Origin of the sequence: Qipengyuania sp. (assembly GCF_964227205.1) — a bacterium.
Classification (GTDB): domain Bacteria; phylum Pseudomonadota; class Alphaproteobacteria; order Sphingomonadales; family Sphingomonadaceae; genus Qipengyuania.
The window spans coordinates 817,973-838,558 of record NZ_CAXQVB010000002.1; the positions used below are offsets into that span (position 1 = coordinate 817,973).

Annotated in this window: 23 protein-coding genes; 11 read left to right on the forward strand and 12 right to left on the reverse strand. The window is 66.2% G+C overall.

All coding sequences use genetic code 11. The features are described 5' to 3' along the window. Position 1 precedes the first annotated feature (1 nt). The 4 genes from ACEQZ0_RS06090 to ACEQZ0_RS06105 all read right to left on the reverse strand — a co-directional run bounded on the left by ACEQZ0_RS06090 (position 2) and on the right by ACEQZ0_RS06105 (position 3,258). Positions 2-1,519, reverse strand: coding sequence for an NAD(P)(+) transhydrogenase (Re/Si-specific) subunit beta (locus ACEQZ0_RS06090; RefSeq protein WP_370189384.1), 1,518 nt, complete (start codon positions 1,517-1,519; stop codon positions 2-4). Positions 1,520-1,689: 170 nt separating this feature from the next. Continuing rightward, the gene (locus ACEQZ0_RS06095) at positions 1,690-1,974 is read right to left on the reverse strand and encodes an NAD(P) transhydrogenase subunit alpha (protein ID WP_006833497.1); all 285 of its coding nucleotides are present in this window, start codon (positions 1,972-1,974) and stop codon (positions 1,690-1,692) included. 24 nt (positions 1,975-1,998) lie between these two features. Further along, positions 1,999-3,123, reverse strand: a complete 1,125-nt coding sequence (locus ACEQZ0_RS06100; RefSeq protein ID WP_370189386.1) for an NAD(P) transhydrogenase subunit alpha — start codon at positions 3,121-3,123, stop codon at positions 1,999-2,001. A gap of 9 nt (positions 3,124-3,132) precedes the next feature. After that, positions 3,133-3,258, reverse strand: coding sequence for an aa3-type cytochrome c oxidase subunit IV (locus ACEQZ0_RS06105; protein WP_370189388.1), 126 nt, complete (start codon positions 3,256-3,258; stop codon positions 3,133-3,135). A 188-nt stretch (positions 3,259-3,446) separates the two neighbouring features. Here ACEQZ0_RS06105 and ACEQZ0_RS06110 point away from each other — a divergent pair, with 188 nt between their 5' ends. Both ACEQZ0_RS06110 and ACEQZ0_RS06115 read left to right on the forward strand, forming a co-directional pair. Continuing rightward, positions 3,447-4,865 carry a sigma-54-dependent transcriptional regulator gene (locus ACEQZ0_RS06110; protein WP_370189390.1) on the forward strand — a complete coding sequence of 473 codons (1,419 nt, stop codon included), beginning with the start codon at positions 3,447-3,449 and terminating at the stop codon, positions 4,863-4,865. 22 nt (positions 4,866-4,887) lie between these two features. Further along, positions 4,888-5,667: an SDR family NAD(P)-dependent oxidoreductase gene (locus tag ACEQZ0_RS06115; protein ID WP_370189392.1), complete on the forward strand. Its 780-nt coding sequence runs from the start codon at positions 4,888-4,890 to the stop codon at positions 5,665-5,667. Here ACEQZ0_RS06115 and folP read toward each other — a convergent pair. The 5 genes from folP to ACEQZ0_RS06140 all read right to left on the reverse strand — a co-directional run bounded on the left by folP (position 5,664) and on the right by ACEQZ0_RS06140 (position 9,408). Then, positions 5,664-6,776 carry a dihydropteroate synthase gene (gene folP / locus ACEQZ0_RS06120; protein ID WP_370189394.1) on the reverse strand — a complete coding sequence of 371 codons (1,113 nt, stop codon included), beginning with the start codon at positions 6,774-6,776 and terminating at the stop codon, positions 5,664-5,666. The genes ACEQZ0_RS06115 and folP overlap by 4 nt on opposite strands. Continuing rightward, on the reverse strand, positions 6,773-7,327 hold the full coding sequence (locus ACEQZ0_RS06125; protein WP_370189396.1) for a GNAT family N-acetyltransferase: 555 nt from the start codon (positions 7,325-7,327) through the stop codon (positions 6,773-6,775). Before ACEQZ0_RS06125 ends, folP begins: the two co-directional genes overlap by 4 nt. Before the next feature lie 169 nt (positions 7,328-7,496). Further along, positions 7,497-8,819, reverse strand: a complete 1,323-nt coding sequence (locus ACEQZ0_RS06130; RefSeq protein WP_370189398.1) for a chloride channel protein — start codon at positions 8,817-8,819, stop codon at positions 7,497-7,499. Positions 8,820-8,870: 51 nt separating this feature from the next. After that, positions 8,871-9,161, reverse strand: a complete 291-nt coding sequence (locus ACEQZ0_RS06135; protein ID WP_370189400.1) for a type II toxin-antitoxin system RelE/ParE family toxin — start codon at positions 9,159-9,161, stop codon at positions 8,871-8,873. Next, the gene (locus tag ACEQZ0_RS06140) at positions 9,154-9,408 is read right to left on the reverse strand and encodes a type II toxin-antitoxin system ParD family antitoxin (RefSeq protein ID WP_370189402.1); all 255 of its coding nucleotides are present in this window, start codon (positions 9,406-9,408) and stop codon (positions 9,154-9,156) included. Before ACEQZ0_RS06140 ends, ACEQZ0_RS06135 begins: the two co-directional genes overlap by 8 nt. 119 nt (positions 9,409-9,527) lie before the next feature. Between ACEQZ0_RS06140 and ACEQZ0_RS06145 the strand changes: the two genes are divergently transcribed. Continuing rightward, complete coding sequence (locus tag ACEQZ0_RS06145) at positions 9,528-10,382, forward strand: DUF4238 domain-containing protein (protein WP_370189404.1); 855 nt, start codon at positions 9,528-9,530, stop codon at positions 10,380-10,382. A 3-nt stretch (positions 10,383-10,385) separates the two neighbouring features. On the opposite strand, the gene ACEQZ0_RS06150 is transcribed toward ACEQZ0_RS06145, so the two are convergent. Further along, positions 10,386-11,525 carry a site-specific DNA-methyltransferase gene (locus tag ACEQZ0_RS06150; protein WP_370189406.1) on the reverse strand — a complete coding sequence of 380 codons (1,140 nt, stop codon included), beginning with the start codon at positions 11,523-11,525 and terminating at the stop codon, positions 10,386-10,388. A gap of 410 nt (positions 11,526-11,935) precedes the next feature. On the opposite strand from ACEQZ0_RS06150, the gene ACEQZ0_RS06155 reads away from it, so the two are divergent. Continuing rightward, positions 11,936-12,148, forward strand: a complete 213-nt coding sequence (locus tag ACEQZ0_RS06155; protein ID WP_370189408.1) for a cold-shock protein — start codon at positions 11,936-11,938, stop codon at positions 12,146-12,148. 74 nt (positions 12,149-12,222) lie between these two features. Then, positions 12,223-12,432, forward strand: coding sequence for a hypothetical protein (locus ACEQZ0_RS06160; RefSeq protein WP_370189410.1), 210 nt, complete (start codon positions 12,223-12,225; stop codon positions 12,430-12,432). Here the strand turns inward: ACEQZ0_RS06160 and ACEQZ0_RS06165 are convergent. After that, complete coding sequence (locus tag ACEQZ0_RS06165) at positions 12,429-13,070, reverse strand: ribonuclease HII (protein WP_370189412.1); 642 nt, start codon at positions 13,068-13,070, stop codon at positions 12,429-12,431. The genes ACEQZ0_RS06160 and ACEQZ0_RS06165 overlap by 4 nt on opposite strands. On the opposite strand from ACEQZ0_RS06165, the gene ACEQZ0_RS06170 reads away from it, so the two are divergent. The 6 genes from ACEQZ0_RS06170 (at position 13,069) to ACEQZ0_RS06195 (ending at position 18,153) form a co-directional block, all read left to right on the forward strand. Continuing rightward, complete coding sequence (locus ACEQZ0_RS06170; protein ID WP_370189414.1) at positions 13,069-14,250, forward strand: PQQ-dependent sugar dehydrogenase; 1,182 nt, start codon at positions 13,069-13,071, stop codon at positions 14,248-14,250. The two genes, ACEQZ0_RS06165 and ACEQZ0_RS06170, sit on opposite strands and share 2 nt — an antisense overlap. Positions 14,251-14,299: 49 nt before the next feature. After that, positions 14,300-14,854: a GNAT family N-acetyltransferase gene (locus ACEQZ0_RS06175; protein ID WP_370189416.1), complete on the forward strand. Its 555-nt coding sequence runs from the start codon at positions 14,300-14,302 to the stop codon at positions 14,852-14,854. Positions 14,855-15,036: 182 nt separating this feature from the next. Further along, entirely contained in the window at positions 15,037-15,585 is a 549-nt protein-coding gene (locus ACEQZ0_RS06180) for a DUF1285 domain-containing protein (RefSeq protein WP_370189418.1), read from the forward strand. Beyond that, positions 15,582-16,184 carry a CoA pyrophosphatase gene (locus ACEQZ0_RS06185; protein WP_370189420.1) on the forward strand — a complete coding sequence of 201 codons (603 nt, stop codon included), beginning with the start codon at positions 15,582-15,584 and terminating at the stop codon, positions 16,182-16,184. The genes ACEQZ0_RS06180 and ACEQZ0_RS06185 overlap by 4 nt, the downstream gene beginning before the upstream one ends. After that, a complete protein-coding gene (locus ACEQZ0_RS06190) occupies positions 16,181-17,359 on the forward strand; it encodes a CCA tRNA nucleotidyltransferase (RefSeq protein WP_370189422.1) in 1,179 nt (392 codons plus the stop codon). The genes ACEQZ0_RS06185 and ACEQZ0_RS06190 overlap by 4 nt, the downstream gene beginning before the upstream one ends. Before the next feature lie 230 nt (positions 17,360-17,589). Next, entirely contained in the window at positions 17,590-18,153 is a 564-nt protein-coding gene (locus tag ACEQZ0_RS06195) for a hypothetical protein (protein ID WP_370189424.1), read from the forward strand. A 95-nt stretch (positions 18,154-18,248) separates the two neighbouring features. Here ACEQZ0_RS06195 and parC read toward each other — a convergent pair whose 3' ends face one another. Further along, positions 18,249-20,540, reverse strand: a complete 2,292-nt coding sequence (gene parC, locus ACEQZ0_RS06200; RefSeq protein WP_370189426.1) for a DNA topoisomerase IV subunit A — start codon at positions 20,538-20,540, stop codon at positions 18,249-18,251. Between the last annotated feature and the right edge of the window lie 46 nt (positions 20,541-20,586).

Here is a 20,586-nt window from a genome sequence, read left to right on the forward strand (position 1 = left end):
CTCAGTCGAGCGCCTTGACGATTTCCTCGACCATCTTCTTCGCATCGGACAGCAGCATCATGGTCTGGTCCATGTAGAAGACGTCGTTGTCTACGCCCGCATAGCCCACGCCGCCCATCGAACGCTTGATGAAGAAGACCTGCTTGGCCTTGTCGACGTCGAACACGGGCATGCCGTAGATGGGGCTGGACTTGTCGGTCTTCGCCGCCGGGTTCACCACGTCGTTGGCGCCGATGATGAAGGCGACGTCGGCCTGCGCGAATTCGGAGTTGATGTCCTCCAGCTCGAAGACGTTCTCGTAAGGCACCTGCGCTTCGGCAAGCAGCACGTTCATGTGTCCCGGCATGCGGCCGGCGACGGGGTGGATGGCGTATTTTACCTCCACGCCCTTTTCCTCGAGGAGGTCGGCCATTTCGCGCAGCGCGTGCTGCGCCTGCGCCACCGCCATGCCGTAACCGGGGATGATGATGACCTTCTCGGCCTGTTCGAGCATGAAGGCCGCATCGGCCGCGCTGCCCTGCTTGTAGGGGCGCTGTTCCTTCGCCTCGCCGCCCGCGCCGCCGCTGTCATCCGCGCCGAACCCGCCCGCGATCACCGAGATGAAGCTGCGGTTCATCGCCCGGCACATGATATAGCTGAGGATCGCGCCCGAGGAGCCGACCAGCGCGCCGGTGATGATCATCGCCGTATTGCCGAGCGTGAAGCCCATCGCCGCTGCGGCCCAGCCCGAATAGGAGTTCAGCATCGAGACGACGACCGGCATGTCCGCCCCGCCGATGGGGATGATCAGCAGGAAGCCGATGATAAAGGCGAGCACCGTCAGCGCGACGATCAGCGGCATGGTTTCGGCAGGACCCGCCATCGCGAACAGCGCGGTCAGCACAATGATCGCCGCCAGCGTGCCGAGGTTGATGACATGGCGCGCAGGCAGGAGGATTGGCGAACCGCTCATCCGGCCCGACAGCTTGGCGAAGGCGATAACCGAGCCCGAGAAGGTAATCGCCCCGATGGCGATGCCGAGTCCCATCTCGACCTTGGAAACCGCGCCGATGCTGTCACCCACGAGCAAGCTAAAGGCGCCCGGATTGAGATAGGCTGCCCAGCCCACCAGCACAGCAGCAAGGCCAACGAGGCTGTGGAAGGCCGCGACCAGCTCGGGCATCGCGGTCATGGCGATGCGGCGGGCAATAGTGATGCCGATGATCGCGCCGATCGCGATGGCGATCAGGATTTCGCCTGCGCCGAACCAGTCCGGGTATGACATGTAACCGCAGGCACCCGGGCCATCGAAAGCGAAGGTCGAGCCATCGCTAGAAACATCCCGAATTTGCGCGCATTTCGCCGCGTCCGGTTTAATCCACGGAAAGTGCGTCACCAGCGTAGTTACCACAGCGATCAGCATGCCGATCATGCCGAAGCGGTTGCCCGCACGGCTCGAGGCGGGCGAGGAGAGGCCGCGCAGCGCGAGGATGAAGAACACGCCCGACACGAGATAGGCGAGCGCGACCCAGGGGTTCACGGGCGCGCCGGTCGAGGCCGAGGCGGGAGTCGCAAACAGAGCCGTCAATAGAGCAAATGTCACCCCGGACTTGATCCGGGGCCGGTGCTTTTCTTCAGTCGCACCGCTTGTAGGCAGCACCACCCCGGCTCGGGGGCCGGGGCGACGAAGGAGTGAGGTGAGCCCCTGCATCACTTCTTCTCCTTCTTCTTGTACATGGCGAGCATGCGCGCCGTGACCGCGAAGCCACCGAAGATGTTCACGCTGGCGAGTACGATGCCGAGCAGCCCCAGCCACTTCGCCCCCGGCACATCCGCCGCCGCCGCCGCGATCAGCGCGCCGACGATAATCACCGAGGAGATCGCATTGGTCACCGCCATCAGCGGCGTGTGCAGCGCGGGCGTGACCGACCAGACCACGTAATAGCCGACGAAACACGCCAGCACGAAGATCGACAGGATCGAAATGAAGTCCATGTGCGGCCCCTCCCCGGGCCCGGATTACGTGGCCTGAAGCCTCTCGTTTACGACCTTGCCGCCCTGTGTCAGCCGCACGGCATCGCCGATTTCCTCGTCGAGCACGGGCTTGCCCGCTTCCTTGTCCCAGAAGGCCGAGAGGAAGTTGTAGAGGTTGCGCGCGAACAGCGCCGAAGCGTCCGCCGCGAGGTGCCCTGCGGTGTTCGAATAGCCGACGATGGTGACGCCGTGCTTCTCGACCACCTCGTCGGGCTTCGAGCCCTCGACATTCCCACCCTGCGCGACGGCAAGGTCGAAGATCACGCTGCCCGGCTTCATGCTGGCGATCTGCGCATCCGAGATCAGCCGCGGTGCGGGCTTGCCCGGGATCAGCGCGGTGGTGATCACGATGTCCTGCTTGGCGATGTGCGAACTCACCAGCTCGGCCTGGGCCTTCTGGTATTCCTCGCTCATCTCGGTCGCATAGCCGCCCGATCCCTCGCCTTCGATCCCCGCGACATTCTCGACGAACACCGGCTTCGCCCCGAGCGAGAGGATCTGTTCCTTGGTCGCGCTGCGTACGTCGGTCGCGCTCACCTGCGCGCCCAGCCGCTTGGCAGTGGCGATCGCTTGCAGGCCCGCCACGCCGACGCCCATCACGAATACCTTGGCCGCCTGCACCGTGCCGGCGGCGGTCATCATCATCGGGAAGGCGCGGCCATAGGTATTCGCGGCGACGAGCACCGCCTTGTAGCCGGCGAGGTTCGACTGGCTCGACAGCACGTCCATGCTCTGCGCGCGCGTGATGCGCGGCATGAATTCCATCGACAGCGCTTCGAGGCCCGCCTTGGCATAGGCAGCGACCAGATCGCCATTGCGGAAGGGATCGAATGTCGCCGCGACCCAGGCGCCGGGGTTCGCACCCGCGAGCAATGCCGGGTCGGGTGCCTGGACGCCGAGCACGATGTCGGCGTCCTTCACCACTGCCGCGGCACCGGCCACTTCGGCCCCGGCCTCGCGGTACGCCTCGTCGGTCACGGAGGCGCCGGAACCGGCCCCTTCCTCGACAGCGACAGTAGCCCCGAGGGCGACGAATTTCTTCGCCGTTTCGGGCGTCAGCGCGACCCGGCTTTCACCGGGCGCACGCTCCTTCAGCACCGCAATGCGCACCGCGGGCGCTTAGTCGGAAATCAGAATGACGACGAGCAGCGTGATGATGGCGATCAGCGGCACCGACCATTTGAGCATGCCGATGAAGGATCCGTAGGTCTTGGCATGCGCCTTCATGTCGTTGGCGGAATCCATGGTGATAAGTCCCTGTGTGATAGTGGTGTTGCGCCGGGGTTTATCGCGGCCGGCGGCAGCGCTCAAGCCCCGCAATCGCGGCGTCCCCTGCGGCCCGCGCTTAATCGGCTCTTTACCCTATTGCGATAAGCGAGGGATACAGGGCGTGGTCTGGCGTCCGTAGAGCACAAGGGAGCACCGATAACCCCATGGCGACACGGCAATCGCGCCTGTTGATGCTGATCGACGACGAACCGGCGCAGAGCCGGCTCGTGGCCGCGCTCGCCGCGCGCGAAGGCTGGCGCACGCTGACGGTGGCCAGCGGCGAGGAGGCCCTCGCCACGCTCGCCTCGCCCGAGGGTGATGATGTGCAAGCGATCCTGCTCGACCAATGGGTGCCCGGCGATGCCGCCTGCGACCTCATCCGCGACCTGCGCGCCGCACGACCCCAGGCACCGCTGCTGATGCTCACTGCCAGCACCTCGCCGCTGCTCGCGGTCGAGGCGATGCGCGCGGGCGCGACCGATTACCTGGTCAAGCCGGTCGACCCCGACCGCCTGCTCCAGGCGCTCGCCAGCGCGCGGAATGCCGAGCGGCCGCGGGCCGAGCTCCAGCCGCTCACCGAGAAACTCTCCCACCCGGTCGATTTCGACGCCATGGTCGGCACCGCCGCGCCGTTCCGCACCGCGCTGGCCAAGGCGGCCACCGCCGCGCGCAGCCATGCGCATGTGCTGGTCGAAGGCGAGAGCGGCACCGGCAAGGACATGCTCACCCGCGCGATGCACGCCGCCAGCACCCGCGCCAAGGCGCCGATGCATGTGGTCCATTGCGGCGGCATGCCCCCCGCCTCGCTCGAATCGCTGCTCTTCGGCCACGAAAAGGGCGCCATTGCCGGCGCCTTCGATCGCCAGACCGGCCTGATCGAGCAGTGCGACGGCGGGACACTGATCCTCGACGAGGTCGACCGCATTCCCCTCGACCAGCAGGAACGCCTTGCCGAAGTACTGGCCAGCGGCATCGTACGGCCTACCGGCGCGTCGCACGGCTTCCGCATCGACCTGCGCGTCTTCGCGGCGAGCGATTGCCCGCTCGAGGAACTGATCGCGGCGGGAGGCTTCTCGCAGGCGCTGTTCGACCAGCTCTCGGCCACCCGCATCCGCCTGCCCGCGCTGCGCGAGCGTCTCGGCGACATTCCGGCGCTGACCCGCTATTTCCTCAGCCGGATCGGCGAACAACCCGGGCTCAAGCATCATTCGATCGCCGACAGCGCGCTGTCGCTGCTCGAAGCCTTCGACTGGCCGGGCAACGTCCGCCAGCTGCAGGCGGTGCTGTTCCGCGCCTGCGTGTTCGAACAGCGCGAGGCGTTGACCGCGCACAGCTTCCCCCAGCTTGCCGAACTTCTCGGCGACAATCCCGACCGCGGCGAAAGCCGCGCGCGCGGGCTCGGCGTGCTGCTCTATACCGACGATGGCAACGTCCGCCCGCTCGAGGAGATCGAGGCCGACATCATCCGTCTCGCCATCGGCCATTATCGCGGCCGCATGACCGAAGTCGCCCGCCGCCTCGGCATCGGCCGCTCGACGCTCTACCGCAAGCTCTCCGAGCTCGGAATCGACAACGCAGCGTAACCTGCGTAACCCCGACGGGGTCATGACCAAACTCGACAATCTGCTCTGCCTCGTCACCGGCGGCGCACGCGGCATCGGTCGCGCCGTATGCGAGGCCTTCCTTGCCGAAGGCGCACGCGTGGTGCTCACCGATATCGACGAAGAGGCAGGTAGGAAAGCCGCCGCCGACCTCGGCTGCGAGTGGCATGGGCTCGACGTTGCCAGCGAGGCGGCGTGGGACGCCCTCGCCGAGACATTCCCCGCGGTGGACGTGCTGGTCAACAATGCCGGCATAACCGGCTTCGAGGACGGCCCCGCGGCGCACGACCCGGAGAACGCCAGCCTCGCCGAATGGCACCGGGTCCACGCGGTCAATACCGATGGCTGCTTCCTCGGCTGCCGCTATGCCTTGCGCGCCATGAAGGCCAAGGGCAGCGGCTCGATCATCAACATGTCCTCGCGCTCGGGCCTCGTCGGCATACCCGGCGCGGCGGCCTATGCCGCGAGCAAGGCGGCGATGCGCAATCACACCAAGTCGGTCGCGCTCTATGCCGCGCAGCAGGGCTGGCAGATCCGCTGCAACTCGATCCATCCCGCCGCGATCCTGACCGAGATCTGGGAGCCGATGCTGGGCGACGGCCCCGACCGCGAGGCGAAGATGGCCAGGCTGGTCGCCGACACCCCGCTCAAGCGCTTCGGCACGGTGGAAGAGGTCGCCGCGCTCTGCGTCTACCTCGCCTCGCCCGAGAGCGCCTATATGACCGGTGCCGAGCTCACGCTCGACGGCGGGCTGCTTGCGGGAAGCGCAGCCTCGCCCGGCTAGCCAGGCAAGTCCCCGAAATCGGTCAGCGCGGCGTCGCGCAATCCGCGCCAGACATTGCGTGCCTGGACGGTCTCGGGAACGTCGTGGACGCGGTGGAGCTGGACGCCCGCGCGCATCCCCTCGAGCGCCAGCGCCAGGCTGCCGCCGAGCCTGTCGCCGGCCGCGGCCTCGTTCGACAGCGCGCCCACCATCCGCTTGCGGCTCGCGCCGAGCAGCAGCGGGTGGCCGAGCGCGTGGAACAGCGGCAGCGCGTTGATCAGAGCGAGATTGTCGGCGAGGCTCTTGCCGAAGCCGATCCCCGGATCGAGCAGGATGTTCTTCGCCGCAATACCCGCCGCGAGCGCGGCATCGCGGCGCGCGCGCAGCGCATCGAACACGTCGAACACCACATTGCCGTAGCTGCCACCCTCGTGCAGGTCCTCGCCCGCCGCGCCCGGTGCGTGCATCAGCACCACCGGGCATCCCGCCGCCGCGACCACCTCCGCGCTGCGTGGATCGTGCGCGAGACCCGAGACATCGTTGACCAGGTGCGCGCCCGCCGCGAGCGCGGCTTCCATCACCGCCGCCTTGCGCGTGTCGATACTCACCGCCGCGCCCATGCCGGCGCAGGCCTCGATAGCGGGCACGACGCGCGCGATCTCGTCGCCTTCCCACAGCGGCGTGGCTCCCGGACGCGTGCTCTCGCCGCCGACGTCGATGATCGCCGCCCCCGCCTCGAGCATCGCCGCGGCATGCGCGCGCGCGCCATCGGGTCCGTCATGCGCGCCGCCGTCGCTGAAACTGTCGGGCGTGACGTTGAGGATGCCCATCACCTGCGGCTGGTCGAGCCGCACGGTCCGCGCGCCCAGCTCGAGCGGCGGATGCGCGAGCGTAAGATTGCCCCATTGCGCCTCGGCATCGGCGCCGCAGCCATCGGGCAATTGCCCAAGCACCTCGGCCATCGTGTCGGGCGCGGCGAGCCAGCGTTCGACCACCTCGCCATCTCGGCGCAGGATCACCGCGAAGCGACTGGCATAAACCATCCCGCCGGCGAGGCGGACGGCATTGCCGTGCTCGCTCTGCGGTCCCGGTACGAAGCCGATCGGGCGGATATAGAGACTAGCGCTCATCGGTCACTCGCTCCGCTTTGCACGCGATAGGCAGCGCGGTCGAGGCCATAGATCGCCACATCGCACATCCCCTTATGCGTTTCCTCATAGTTCCGGTGAAGCGCCTCGCGCGCGAAGCCGAGCCGGTCGAGCAGTCGCAGCGACGCCGCGTTCTCGATATCGACTTCGGCGCGCAGCCGCTGCGCACGCCCCTCGCAAAACAGATGCGCGATCAGCGCCTCCATGCATTCGCGCGCGACGCCACGCCGCTGCCAGCCGATGCAGGTGATGTAGCCGATTTCCACGAGGCCTTCTTGCGCCTGAGGAATCGCGACAAACCGGCCGCATATCTCGCCCCGGGCATCCTCGGCGATCCAGGTCTGCCCAGGCCAGTCGGGATCGGCGAGCCAGCCCCACAATTCGTCTTCCGAGGTGAAGGCCGGACGCGTCAGATAACGGCATTGCGCCTCGTCCCCCAGAGTCGGCAGCAGCGCCGCGGCATCGGATCGCCGCAATGCCCGCAGCGAAAAGCGCTCGGTCGCGAGCGGCACGGTGGCAGCCTGTTGGATCATTGTTGGAATGCCGCTGGGCAAGTCCCGTGACATGGACCGGGTGTTACACGGTCCAGGCGGAAAAAAGCCGGATGCCCGTTTCCGGCTTTCCATAGGTGCAGGCTGGAGGCGGGCGAAAGCGGGGTCATGCGCACAGGTGTAGCGCCGCATGGCCGTGTAGGACAGCGGCTCAGGCCGGCTTTTCCTCGCTCTTCTCGGGCGGCAGGAAACCGCGCGAGAGCACGAGATAGAGCTTGTCGCGGCAGACCATGCTGCCCGCCCAGTCGCCAATCAGCGCGGTGGCGAAGAGCGGCAGGATGACATGGCTCGATCCGGTCGCTTCGCTGAGGATGATCACCGCGGTCAGCGGCGCGCGCACCACGCCGGTGAAGTAACCCGCCATGCCGAGCAACACGATCAGCCCCGCCTGTTCGGTCGGAAACAGCGGCGTGAGCAATTGCCCGAAGCCTGCCCCCGCCGCCAGCGAGGGCGCGAAGATGCCGCCGGGAATGCCGCTGGCGCTGGTCGCCAGCGCGGCGACGAACTTGGCCGGGCCGAACCAGTAATCGCCCTGTTCGCCCTCGAGCAGCGCAGTGGTCGGCTCGTAACCGGTGCCCGCGACATGGCCGTCGGTGAGGTAGATCAACAGGCCGACCAGCGAGCCGCAGGCCAGTGCGGTGACCATCGGCCAGCGGTCGAGCAGCGGCGCCCAGCGCCCGTCGGGCCCGCGAAGCATCAGGAACAGGCGCGAGAACAGCCCGCCCAGAACCCCGCCGATAAGCCCTGCCAGCGGCGCGGCCACCAGCACGCTCGAGATCGGAAGATTGCCCTCGAGCAGGCCGAAATAGACATAATCACCCGCCAGCCCCTGCGCGGTCAGGCCGGCGATCATTACCGCGCCCATTACCAGCACGGCGAGCCGCTGTTCATAGGCGACAGCGAGTTCCTCGATGGCGAAGGCGATCCCCGCGAGCGGGGTGTTGAAAGCCGCGGCGACGCCCGCCGCGCCGCCCGCGATGACCACGCCCGGCGTCACGCGCAGGCGGAACAGCCGGTGGACCTGGACCATGATTGCGCCCGCGAGCTGCACCGTCGGCCCCTCGCGCCCGACCGATGCCCCGCCGAGCAGCGCGACCACGGTGAGGACGATCTTGGCGCTCGCCGCGCGCAGCGAGAGCAGCGCCCGCGCGGTGCGCCCCATCGGCTTTCGGCTTGCCGCCATAACCTGCGGAATGCCCGAGCCGCGCGCCTCGCGGGCGAAACGCCGGGTGAGCACGGAGGCGACCAGGAAGGTCAGCGGGGTGAGCACCAGCGGCAGGTAGACCCAGTCCTGCCGGACAGAGAGGAAGAGCGCCTGCGCCGCATCGCCAAGCCGGGCGAAGAACAGCGCGGCGAGCCCGATCAGCACCGCCGATACCAGCATGGCGATGCGGCGATGCCAATCGTCCGCCCTGACCAGTTCCCGCGGCATCTTGCCGGAGAGGAAGTCGGGTCTGCGGGGAAGGAGCGCCATCGCGGCGCTCTCTATGGCGATGGCGTTGGGGAGTCGAGGGGAGAGTGCGGGCTAGAGGTGGCGGTCGAAATCCATGCGATGATGCAGCACGCGGACGATCAGCACATCGTCCACATCCGCCCGATAGAACACCACATGCGCCTGCTGCCGGATGCGGCGAAGCCCGGGGGCCAGTTCGTCGGCACTGCGGCCGAGCAGCGGGTTGGCGAGAAGCGAGTTGAAACAGCGCTGGAACTGGTCGCGGTATTTTCTCGCCTGTTCGACACCGAAAGCAGCAATGGTGAAATCGGCTATCCCGGAAAGATCGTCTGCTGCCTTGCCACTGAGACGAAGCCTACGCACCGACTGCGTCAGCGCGACCTTCCGCCTCGGTCCAGATCGCGTCGAGCGACCTTTCGCTCACCCCGCTCTCCAGCCCCTCGGCAATCGCCTGCTTCAATCCGGCAAGCTTCGCCTGTGCCTCCTGATCGCGGCGCACGAGATCGCGGATATACTCGCTGTCATTGGTGAACGCCCCGCGCGCGATCTGCCGCTTGATCCAGGCATCCTGCGTATCGCTCAGCGTGATGGTCTTGCGGATGGTGGGCATGAGTGGCTCCTTTGCGGAGCAAGGTATCATACTATTGGTGCGGGCTTCAATCTACCCACTGGCCGAAACCACCCTAAACACACAATTGGAATCTTCGCCACAAAAACTAAATTGAGAGGATGCCCGCACCGAGAAAACATCATTATCTACCCGAATGGTATCTGTCGCGGTGGAGGAGAAAGTTCAACGACCAAGAGGTCATCTGGGAGTTCGCTCGTGTCGGCCCGAAAAAGAAGCTGAACGCACGTTACCGTCATCCGGCGGCGACAGGCTATGCGAAAGACCTTTATACGCTTCCCAATCGATCTCCGGATGATGCAGCACAAATTGAAACTGAGTTATTGCAGGTCATAGATGATCGTGGCGCCAAGGCTGTATTGATGGCGGAACGAAACGAGGTCGCGGGTCCCTCCGACAAATTTGGCCTCGTCCAATTCATGCTTTCCATGATGCACCGATCTCCAGAGAGGATTGACTATCTAGAAAAGCGGTTGACCGAGGATTTAGCAGATAATCCCCTATTTGCCGAAGAAGACTCCACTGTTTTTCGTGCAGGCGCCTTGGATGTATTCGTTGACTTGGTTCAGTCCCGACAAATGCTTGAGCGAATGATGCAACTCTCCACATTTGTCATCAACTTAGGCGAAGGTGCTTTTGATCTGCTGACAGGCGACAGCCCGCTGATGATTTCAAATGGAATGGCTCACAAAGACGCGTTTGTCATCTTGCCGACAGGCCCGCGGACGCTGGTCATGCTCGCGGAGAACGAAGCTCTGCCGAAACACATGGCATCGCACAGCGGGAAAGTTCTCTCGAAAGCGATGAATGACGCCGTGACTGTCCAAGCTAAGAAGCTCGTAATTGGTGCAGATCGAAGCCAGGAACGCTTTGTCGATAACCGCTTGAACCGCTCAAACACTAGCTTAGCAAAAGCAATTGATCCGGTAACGGGACTGGTAAAGTGGAAGATCTAATCCTCAGTCCTCCACCGCCAGCAGGTAGAGCTGCCGCGCGGCGTCGATCGGCTTGACCTCGCCGCCGTTCTCGTAGTGCCAGAAGGTCCAGCCGTTGCAACTCGGCGCGCCTTGCAGCTCCTTGCCGAGGCCGTGGATGCTGCCGGTCTGCTTTTCATAGGCGAGCGAGCCGTCCGCGCGCACGGTGGCGACCCAGCGGCGCTTCTTGTCGAACACCTGCGTGCCCGGCGCGATATAGCCGTTCTCGACCAGCGAGCCGAAGGCGACCTTGGGCGCGGCGCGCTTCGACTGCATCGTGGTGAGCGCGCTTTCGTCGAGCGGGAGTTCCTTCTCGATCCGCTTGTAGGCGGCGTCGCGGTAGAGGTTCTCGCGTTCGCAGCCGATCCACTCGCGACCGAGGCGCTTTGCCACCGCGCCGGTGGTGCCGGTGCCGAAGAAGGGATCGAGCACCACGTCGCCGCGCTCGGTGGTCGAAAGCAGCACGCGGTAGAGCAGCGCCTCGGGCTTCTGCGTCGGGTGGACCTTGTGCCCGCCCTCCTTGAGCCGCTCGCCGCCGTTGCAGATCGGCAGGACCCAGTCGCTGCGCATCTGCAATTCGTCGTTCAGCGTCTTCATCGCACGATAGTTGAACTGGTATTTCGCCTTCTCGCCCTGCGAACACCACAGCAGCGTCTCATGCGCATTGGTGAAGCGCGTGCCCTTGAAATTGGGCATGGGGTTCGACTTGCGCCAGACGATGTCGTTGAGGATCCAGAAGCCCAGGTCCTGCAGGATCGCGCCGACACGGTAGATGTTGTGATAGCTGCCGATCACCCACAGCGCGCCGTCGGGTTTCAGGACCCGCTTGGCCTCGGTCAGCCAGTCGCGCGTGAACTGGTCATAGAGCGCGAAGCTGTCGAACTGGTCCCAGTGGTCGGTCACTGCATCGACATGGCTGCCGTCGGGGCGGTTGAGGTCGCCGCCGAGCTGGAGATTGTAGGGCGGATCGGCGAAGACGAGATCGATGCTGGCATCGGGAAGCGAGCGCATGGCCTCGACGCAGTCGCCATCGAGAATGCGCCCGAGCGGCAGCAGTTCTTTCGGCGTTTCTGCCGGTTTTACAGTCGCTTTCGCGCGACTCTTCGCGGTCGTGATGACCCCCATGATATGCTTCCCTGTCCTGAGTTATCCACAGGGTGAGTCCAAACGGAGTCGGGGTCAAGCACGAAAATGGGGCGGCGCCCCGCGCGCCGGACGAAGCGCAGAGAGAACAGAAGGTGTCCGCCACAAGATATTGAGTCCGCGCCGAATCCACGGACTCAAGATGGTGCGGTGTGGCGCGGAGGACTCAATTGCAGTGCCGATTTAAACGTTAGGGTTTTGCGGCCGCAGCTGCTAGCATGCCGCCGCTGACGTCGAAATTTGCGACGGACTTCGAATTTTGACGACCGCCGCTGGCCTTCGCGGGTCCCGGCGCAAACCAGACGACGACTTCCTTTCATCGGACGATCTGACGCACGACCGCACCGCATGTCGCGGCGCGGCAATCTCTCGCGTTCTTGAAAGGAACCATCATGAGCAAGACCGGAACCGTGAAGTTCTTCAACACCGACAAGGGTTACGGCTTCATCCAGCCCGACGACGGTTCGGACGACAGCTTCGTCCACATCAGCGCGGTGCAGGCCGCCGGCATGCACACGCTCGATAAGGACCAGCGTCTCAACTACGAGATCGAGACCGGCCGCAACGGCAAGGCCAGCGCAGTCAACCTTTCGGCTGCCGACTGACTTTCACGGGCCGCGTGCCGGGTCCCGCAGGATACGGCACGCGGCTTCCGAAACCATCAAGGCGGAGCAAGTCAATGGTAAGCCAGACTTACGAATTCTATGCGGCCCGCGCACGAGAATCTGCCGCCGAGGCCGAAGCAGCGACGCTCGCCAACGTGCGCGAACGCGCCCTGCGATCGGAAGCGACGTGGCAGGCGCTGGCCAAGCAGGCGCGCGATGTCGCCCACCAGCGGCGCAAGCTCGAGGAACAGAAGGCCGCCGAGCGCGAGAGCGCCTCTTCCTAGGCCGCTTCCCCGGCAAACATGTCGACCTGCGCAACGGGCGCGAAGCTCCTCCGGTGGAGCGGTGTCGGCCCATGCGCCCGCAGCGCGGCCATATGCTCGGGCGTACCGTATCCCATATTGCGATCCCAGCCGTAATGCGGATGCGCATCAGCCGCCGCGCGCATCAGCCGGTCGCGCTGCTCCTTGGCGAGGATGCTCGCGGCGCCGATGCATTTCTCCTTGCCGTCGCCGCCGACGATCGCGCGCGCCAGCGGCCAGCGCCAGTCCGCATGGCGCCCATGCGGAGTCATGTTGCCGTCGACGAGGACCGCGTCGGGTTCGCGGCCGAGCGTCTCGACCAGCCGCCCGACCGCCAGCGTCATTGCCAGCATCGTCGCCTGGAAGATATTGATCCGGTCGATCTCCCCGGGTTCGACCACCGCCAGCCCCCAGGCGCAGCGCGCCCGGATCACCGGCTCGAGCTGGCCGCGCTTTTTCGACGAAAGCCGTTTTGAATCGTCCAAACCCGCAGGGCATGGCTTGCACAGCACCACCGCGGCTGCAACTACTGGCCCAGCCAGGGGACCGCGCCCGGCCTCGTCCACGCCGACGACGAGCGGCACGTCACCCAGACCAGTTTCGGGAGTTGCACTCAACATGACCCATTTTCCGCAGTTCGCCGCCACCCTAACGCTCGCCCTGGGCCTCGCAAGCTGCGGCAATGCCGCGAATGTGGATACCCAGCCGGCCTCGAGCCCGACGGTAGCGGCCGCCGCCGATTTCGATGGCCGTTTCGCGATCGAGGAGATCGCCAGCTACGAAGAACCCTGGGCCGTCACCGTAATCCCGGGGACCGAAATCGTGGTGGTGACCGAGAAGGCGGGCGGGCTCAAGGGCTACGACGCCGCCAGCGGCACTCCGCTGTCGTTCACCGGCGCCCCCCAGGTCGATTACGGTGGTCAGGGCGGCATGGGCGACGTCGCTTTCCTGCCAGGTGAGGCCGACGCCCCGCTGTCGGGCCGCACGATCTATCTCAGCTGGGTCGAGGCCGGAAAGGGCGATACGCGCGGCGCGGTGGTCGGGCGCGGCACGCTGTCGTGTGCGGATCGCCGCAGCTGCGCGATCGAGGGGCTGGATGTCATCTGGCGGCAGGCGCCCAAGGTCACCGGGCGCGGCCACTATTCGCACCGTATCGCCTTCAGCCCCGACCAGAAGCACATGTTCGTGGCGAGCGGCGACCGCCAGAAGCTCGATCCGGCGCAGGACACGTCGAACAATCTCGGCAGCATCGTCCGTCTCGATCTCGATGGCACCCCGGCGAGCGGCAATCCGCTGGCCGGACAGGACGGTGCCCGGGCCGACATCTGGAGCTGGGGCCACCGCAACATCCTCGGCCTGGCCTTCGATCCGCAGGGTCGGTTGTGGGACATGGAACACGGCCCGCGCGGGGGAGACGAGCTCAATGTCGTACGCAAGGGCGCAAACTACGGCTGGCCGCGCGTGTCCGACGGCATGCATTACAATGGCGATCCGATCCCCGACAACGACACCAGCGACGCCTATGCCCTCCCGGCGATCACCTGGACGCCGGTGATCGCGCCGGGATCGATGATCTTCTATCGCGGCGACATGTTCCCCGGCATGCAGGGCGATGCGCTGATCGCCGGCCTTTCGTCCAACGCCATCATTCGCGTCGGCATCGACGGCGAAAGCGCATACGAGGTGGCGCGCTATTCGATGGGCGAGCGCATCCGCGGGGTCACCGAGGGCCCCGACGGAGCATTGTGGGTGATCGAGGACGGCGAAGGCGGACGCCTGCTGAAGCTTACCCCGGGCTAGTTATTTTTGATCGACTCGGGTCGCGCGCGCCCCTAATCGGCGCGCGCCCATGGCCACGCTCGTTCCCCTTGCCGCGATCGACCCACACCTGGTCGAAGACCTGCTCGACGCCGCTTTCGGCGAGGGGCGCCACGCGCGTACCGCCTATCGCATCCGCGAAGGCATGGACTGGCTCGAGGCGCTGAGCTTCGCCGCGCTCGACGACGAGGACTATCTGGCTGGCACGATCCAGTGCTGGCCCGTCGCCCTGACCGATCCGCGCGGGCGGGCGCATCCGATGGTCATGGTCGGCCCCGTGGCGGTCATGCCGGGGCGGCAGGGAGAAGGTTTCGGCAAGGCGCTGATGGCCGCCAGCCTCGGCGCGATCGATGCAGGGTTCGAGGATGGCGCCGCCCCGCTGCCGCAGGTGATGATCGGCGATCCCGACTATTACGACCGCTGGGACTTCACCGCCGCGCATACCGGCGGCTGGCACTGTCCCGGCCCGTTCGACCAGCGCCGCCTGCTGGCACGCACGGGCAATCCGGCGATCCTGCCTGCCGAGGGCATGCTGGGGCCGTGGGTTGCCTCCCCCAACGGGGGAGGGGGACCGCGAGACGCGTAGCGGCGCGGAGTGGAGGGGCACGTACCCTGATCCGCACCGCTGAAGTCTTGATCATTGGGGCCTGCCCCTCCACCAGCTTCGCTGGTCTCCCTCCCCGTGCCGGGGAGGCTGGAATAGGCCCCTGCCTGCGCAGGGGCGACGCGGTATTGAGGCGAGGCGAGACATCTGCCATCGCTCGACCCGTGCCCTACACCCCGCCCCCCGAAATCGCCGGAATGTCACTCGCACAGATCGCCGAGGCGGTCGCCGCACGCAAGCTCCCGCCGGTGGAAGAGTGGTCGCCCGACAATGTCGATGACAGCCACATGCGCATCGCGGCCGACGGGACCTGGTACCACGACGGCTCGCCGATCAAGCGCCCCGGCATGGTACGTGCCTTCGCGGGCCTGCTGAACCGCGAGGACGATGGCAGCTACTGGCTGGTCGTTCCCTACCAGAAGCTGAGCATCGAGGTCGAGGACGCCTGCTTCATCGCCACCGATGTAAGCGTGGTCGAAGGCGACCTCGCCTTCCGGATCAACACCGACGAGCTGGTTGTCGCCGGGCCCGGCCATTCCATCCGCGCCGCAGGCGATGCCGACCAGCCCGCGATCTACCTCCATGTCCGCCGGGGATGCGAGGCGCGGCTCAACCGCTCGACCTACGAGCAGCTCGCCCGCATCGCGCTCGAACACGGAGACGACTGGACCGTGACCAGCGGCGGCGAAACCTACTCGCTGCTGCCAGCATGAGTGCCGTCTTCGACCGGCTGACCCAGCTCTTCGAACAGGGCCATGCGCGCGATGTCGGCGAGCTGATGTCGGACCGCCGCTTCGCCGATGCCGCGCGCACTGCCGATGCCGCGGTGCTGATCGCGGTGACCGAGCAGCCCGAACCGACGGTGATCCTGACCCAGCGGCCGCGCACCATGCGCGACCATCCCGGCCAGGTCGCCTTTCCCGGCGGCAAGCTCGACCATGGCGAGGACGCGATCGAGGCGGCGCTGCGCGAGGCGTGGGAAGAACTGCACATCACCCCAGAACAGGTGCGTGTGATCGGCACCACCGACCGCTACCAGACGGGCACCGGCTTCGATATCACTCCGGTCCTCGCCACGGTGCCGCACGACCTGTCGATCCGTCCCGACCCGCGCGAGGTCGAAAGCTGGTTTACCTGCCCGCTCGACAAGCTGATGGATGCATCGCAATGGAGCCGCAACGAGGTCTTCTGGAAAGGGGCTATGCGCGAATATCTCGAGATGGATCACGAGGGGTACCGGATCTGGGGCGTGACGGCGGCGATCTGCTGGAACCTGTCGCGCCGCGTCGCGTGGCTGGAGGCGCGCGGATGAGCGAGCGCCTGCCTGCAACCGAGTGGACCCAGCGCAAGAGCCTCGCCCTGCTTGTGCGGGCGCTCGGCGCCGAGGACATCCGCTGGGTCGGCGGCTGCGTGCGCGATACGCTGCTCGGCTATCCAGTGAACGATATCGACGCGGCGACGCGGCACCTGCCCGCAGCCGTGATCGACCGCTGCAAGGACGCCGGCATCCGCACCATTCCCACCGGGATCGATCACGGTACCGTCACCGCGATCCTCGATGAGGGCAATGTCGAGATCACCACGCTGCGGCGCGACGTCGCGACCGACGGGCGGCGCGCGACCATCGCCTTTTCGCAGGACTGGAAAGACGATGCCGCACGGCGCGATTTCACCATCAATGCGCTCTATGCGCATCCGCAAACGCTCGAAATCTCGGATTATTTCGGCGGGCTCGACGATCTTTCGGCCCGGCGAGTACGCTTCATCGGCGATCCCGCGACCCGGATCAACGAGGATCACCTGCGAATCCTGCGCTATTTCCGCTTCGCAACGCGCTTCGGCGACGCATGGGACGAAGAGGCGAGCCGTGCCTGCAGCATGCTCGCCCCGACGCTGAAAGGCCTCAGTCGCGAGCGCGTGGGCTGGGAAATGCGGAACCTTCTCGCCCTGCCCGATCCTGCCGCGACGCTCGCCAAGATGCGCGAGTTGGGCGTGCTGCAGGAAGTGCTGCCCGAAAGCGGCGCGCGCGAGGTCGAGCAGCTCGCCATCTTGGTCGAGGCGGAGAAGGCCGCAGCGGTCGAACCCGATGCGATGCGCCGGTTGGCTGCCCTGCTGCCGGCGGTCCCGCCGGTGGCCGAGGCGGTTTCGGCACGGCTGCGCCTGTCGCGCAGCCAGCGCGACCGGCTCGTCTGCGTGGCGAAGCGCGGCATGCGTGACGGCGAGAATCCGCAGGCGCTCGCTTACGAGGTCGGCCGCGACTGCGCGATCGACCGCCTGCTTCTCACGCATGCCGATCCGGCCCCCATCCGCGCGTGGGAAGCGCCAGTCTTTCCGCTGAAGGGTGGCGAGATCGTCGCACGCGGGGTCGACAAGGGGCCTGAAGTCGCGCGCATGCTGCAGCGCATCGAGAAACGCTGGGTGGCCGAGGAATTTCCCCCGCGCGAGCGCGTCGAGGAAATGCTGGAGGAAGAACTCGCCGCCCGCTGAACGCGCACCATGGCTCAGCTTCAGCCTGGCTTAAGGTGCAATGCAGCATAAAGGGCTCGCGGTTGCAAAAAACCGTGACCCGTGAGATAGAGCACCCCGTTCTCTCAGGGGGACTTGCGGGTGGCGTTGAATTCCACTCTCGCCCGCTCTTTCCAGTTTGGTCGGCTCGATCGCGCGATTCACGTGTGGGAGAGCCGCGTGTTTCGAATAACAAGTCTTGGAGTTGCCACATGAAAACCGCGAAGCTGGCGCTTGCCGCCGTCGCCCTCACCACCACCGCCGCTGCCCTGCCGACCATGGCCGCTGCCCAGGAAGCCTCGGCTTCCGTGACCGCTGGCGCGACCGTTTACGGCAATGATGGTGCGGAAATCGGCACGGTCGAGCGCGTGGATGGCGCGACCGCGATCCTCGTCGTCGACGGCATGAAGGCCCCGGTTCCCGCCAATGCCTTCGGCACCGGCGAAAAGGGTGCATCGCTCAACGCGACCAAGGCGCAGATCGTGGGCATGCTCCAGGCTGCCAAGCAGAAGGCCATCGCCGCGCGTGACGCCGCTCTGGTCGTCGGCGCCGAAGCCATGACCGCCCAGCATGCGCCGCTCGGCACTGTGCTCGAAATCAATGGCGACAACGTCATCATCGCTCGCGGTGGCGACGAAACCAACAAGATCACCCTGCTGCGCGAACACTTCGCCGCCGACGCCAACGGCATGCTGATGGCGCTGCTGACCAACGCCCAGATCGATGCTGCCATGGCCGCCCAGGCCGGCGCCTCGGCGACCAGCACCGGCGAATAATCCGCCTTACCCTTGGACGGGTCGCACGAAGGCCGGGGACGAGCGATCGTCTCCGGCCTTTCGCGTTGAAGGGCGACGGGCCCTAGAGCCCCCGATCAGCCAAAGCGATTGTCGCGCGGGAAGCCCTGCGGCGGCATGCGACCGGCGCCGCCGCGCGCGACCTTCCATTGCCACATCTCGCCCTCGGTGCGGGTGCGGCCTTCCTTGCCGCCCATCGTCCAGCTGAGCCCCTCGGCAAGCGTGAAGGTGGTGGCATCAGACAACCCGCCGTCGCGATAGCGCTGCAGCGTCACCCCCTGCCCGCGCGCGAGCTGGGGCAGTTCCTCGAGATTGAACACCACGAGCTTGCGATTGTCGCCGACGCAGGCGACGTGGTCGTGCCCCTCGGCGATCGGGCGCGCGACGATCAGCTTCGCATCGCCCTTGAGATTGACTACCTGGCGCCCCTTGCGGGTTTCGGCGAGCAGCTCGTCGGTCGTCGCGCCGAAGCCCTTGCCGGTATCGGCGGCAAGCAGCAGCCGTTGGCCCGGCTTGTGGACGATCACGGCGACGATCTGCGCGCTGGCATCGATGTCGAGCGTGTTGCGCACCGGCTCGCCGAAGCCGCGCGCGCCGGGCAGCTTGTCCGCGCCGAGCGTGAAGAACCGGCCCTTGTCGGTCGCCAGCAGCAGCTTGTCGGTGGTCTGCGCGTGGAGCACGAAGGCGGGCCCGTCGCCCTCCTTGTACTTGAAGTCCTGGTCGAGCGGCAGGTGCCCCTTGGCCCCGCGCACCCAGCCCTTTTGCGAGAGGATCACCGTCACCGGCTCCTTCTCGATCATCGCATCCATGCTGAATTCGACCGCCGGGGCGGGCTCCTCGATCGTCGTGCGACGCGCGCCGAGCGCGGTATGCTCGCCATACTCCTTGCGCAATTGGTTCAAATCGCGCTTCAGCCGCGTGCGCTGGCGGGCCGGGCTGGCAAGCAGCTTTTCGAGCTCGTCCTGTTCCTTGAGCAGCTCGTCGCGTTCGTTGCGGAGTTGCATCTCCTCGAGCTTGCGCAAGGACCGCAGGCGCATGTTGAGGATCGCCTCGGCCTGGCGGTCGGTGAGCTTGAACTCCGCCATCATGACCGGTTTGGGTTCATCCTCGGTGCGGATGATCTCGATAACGCGGTCGAGATTGAGGAAGGCGATGATGTAGCCCTCGACCAGTTCGAGCCGCCGCGCGATCTGGTCGAGCCGGTGCTGGCTGCGGCGCTGGAGGATGTCGATCTGGCTGGCGATCCAGTGAGTGAGGACTTCCTTGATCCCCATCACCATCGGCGTGCGACCGGCATCGAGCACATTGAGGTTCAATCCGAAGCGCGTCTCGAGATCGGTCAGCTTGTAGAGGCTTTCCTTGAGCAGTTCGGGATCGACATTGCGGCTGCGCGGGACGAGCACGATGCGGATCGCCTCGTCGCTCTCGTCGCGCACGTCCTCGAGGATCGGCAGTTTCTTGTCGGCGATGGCCTGCGCAATCTGCTCGATCAGCTTGCCCTTGGCGACCTGGTACGGGATCTCGCTGATGACGAGCTGCCACTGCCCGCCGCCAAGCCGTTCGATCCCCGCCTCGCGATCCTCGGCTTTCTCGGCCTCGGCGGCATGGAAGCGGCCACGCACGCGGAACGACCCGCGCCCGGTCTCGTAGGCGGCGGCGATCGTCTCGGCGCTTTCGGCGAGGATTCCGCCAGTGGCAAAATCGGGCCCCTTGAACAGCTCCATCAACCGCGCGTGTTCGACGTGCGGATTGTCGATCACCTCGAGCGTCGCATCGACGATCTCGGCGACATTGTGGCTCGGGATATTGGTTGCCATGCCCACCGCGATGCCGCTGGCGCCATTGGCGAGCAGGTTGGGGAACAGGCCGGGGAAGATCTCGGGCTCCTGCTCCTCGCCGTTGTAGGTCGGGACGAAATCGACCGTGCCCTCGTCGAGCCCCTCCATCAGCCGCAGCGCAGTGCGCGTCAGCCGCGCCTCGGTGTAGCGGTAGGCGGCGGCATTATCGCCGTCGATATTGCCGAAATTGCCCTGCCCCTCGACCAGCGGATAGCGCAGTGCGAAATCCTGCGCGAGGCGGACCATCGCATCGTAGACGCTGGCATCGCCATGCGGGTGGTACTTGCCGATCACGTCGCCGACGACGCGGGCCGATTTCTTGAAGGCGCTGGACGGGTCGAGCTTCAATTGCCGCATCGCCCACAGCAAGCGGCGATGGACCGGCTTCAGCCCGTCGCGCAAATCGGGCAGCGAGCGCGCGGTGATCGTCGACAGCGCATAGACGAGGTAGCGCTCGGACAAGGCGCTGTCGAAAGGCGCGTCGACGATTGCGTCGAAGGGGTCTGAATCGGTGATATCGGTCGCGGACATGCCACCGGACTAGCAATACTGCCCCGTCGGCACGAGATACCCCGGG

What these genes read in the sequence shown, in the direction of transcription:
- ACEQZ0_RS06165 (WP_370189412.1), bottom strand. Translation starts at nt 13,070, where the DNA reads ATGTTGAGTGCAACTCCCGAAACTGGTCTGGGTGACGTGCCGCTCGTC.
- ACEQZ0_RS06175 (WP_370189416.1), top strand. Translation starts at nt 14,300, where the DNA reads ATGGCCACGCTCGTTCCCCTTGCCGCGATCGACCCACACCTGGTCGAA.
- ACEQZ0_RS06185 (WP_370189420.1), top strand. Translation starts at nt 15,582, where the DNA reads ATGAGTGCCGTCTTCGACCGGCTGACCCAGCTCTTCGAACAGGGCCAT.
- ACEQZ0_RS06130 (WP_370189398.1), bottom strand. Translation starts at nt 8,819, where the DNA reads ATGGCGCTCCTTCCCCGCAGACCCGACTTCCTCTCCGGCAAGATGCCG.
- ACEQZ0_RS06115 (WP_370189392.1), top strand. Translation starts at nt 4,888, where the DNA reads ATGACCAAACTCGACAATCTGCTCTGCCTCGTCACCGGCGGCGCACGC.
- ACEQZ0_RS06095 (WP_006833497.1), bottom strand. Translation starts at nt 1,974, where the DNA reads ATGGACTTCATTTCGATCCTGTCGATCTTCGTGCTGGCGTGTTTCGTC.
- ACEQZ0_RS06150 (WP_370189406.1), bottom strand. Translation starts at nt 11,525, where the DNA reads ATGGGGGTCATCACGACCGCGAAGAGTCGCGCGAAAGCGACTGTAAAA.
- ACEQZ0_RS06145 (WP_370189404.1), top strand. Translation starts at nt 9,528, where the DNA reads ATGCCCGCACCGAGAAAACATCATTATCTACCCGAATGGTATCTGTCG.
- ACEQZ0_RS06170 (WP_370189414.1), top strand. Translation starts at nt 13,069, where the DNA reads ATGACCCATTTTCCGCAGTTCGCCGCCACCCTAACGCTCGCCCTGGGC.
- ACEQZ0_RS06125 (WP_370189396.1), bottom strand. Translation starts at nt 7,327, where the DNA reads ATGATCCAACAGGCTGCCACCGTGCCGCTCGCGACCGAGCGCTTTTCG.
- ACEQZ0_RS06110 (WP_370189390.1), top strand. Translation starts at nt 3,447, where the DNA reads ATGGCGACACGGCAATCGCGCCTGTTGATGCTGATCGACGACGAACCG.
- ACEQZ0_RS06155 (WP_370189408.1), top strand. Translation starts at nt 11,936, where the DNA reads ATGAGCAAGACCGGAACCGTGAAGTTCTTCAACACCGACAAGGGTTAC.
- ACEQZ0_RS06160 (WP_370189410.1), top strand. Translation starts at nt 12,223, where the DNA reads ATGGTAAGCCAGACTTACGAATTCTATGCGGCCCGCGCACGAGAATCT.
- parC (WP_370189426.1), bottom strand. Translation starts at nt 20,540, where the DNA reads ATGTCCGCGACCGATATCACCGATTCAGACCCCTTCGACGCAATCGTC.
- ACEQZ0_RS06105 (WP_370189388.1), bottom strand. Translation starts at nt 3,258, where the DNA reads ATGGATTCCGCCAACGACATGAAGGCGCATGCCAAGACCTACGGATCC.
- ACEQZ0_RS06195 (WP_370189424.1), top strand. Translation starts at nt 17,590, where the DNA reads ATGAAAACCGCGAAGCTGGCGCTTGCCGCCGTCGCCCTCACCACCACC.
- ACEQZ0_RS06140 (WP_370189402.1), bottom strand. Translation starts at nt 9,408, where the DNA reads ATGCCCACCATCCGCAAGACCATCACGCTGAGCGATACGCAGGATGCC.
- folP (WP_370189394.1), bottom strand. Translation starts at nt 6,776, where the DNA reads ATGAGCGCTAGTCTCTATATCCGCCCGATCGGCTTCGTACCGGGACCG.
- ACEQZ0_RS06190 (WP_370189422.1), top strand. Translation starts at nt 16,181, where the DNA reads ATGAGCGAGCGCCTGCCTGCAACCGAGTGGACCCAGCGCAAGAGCCTC.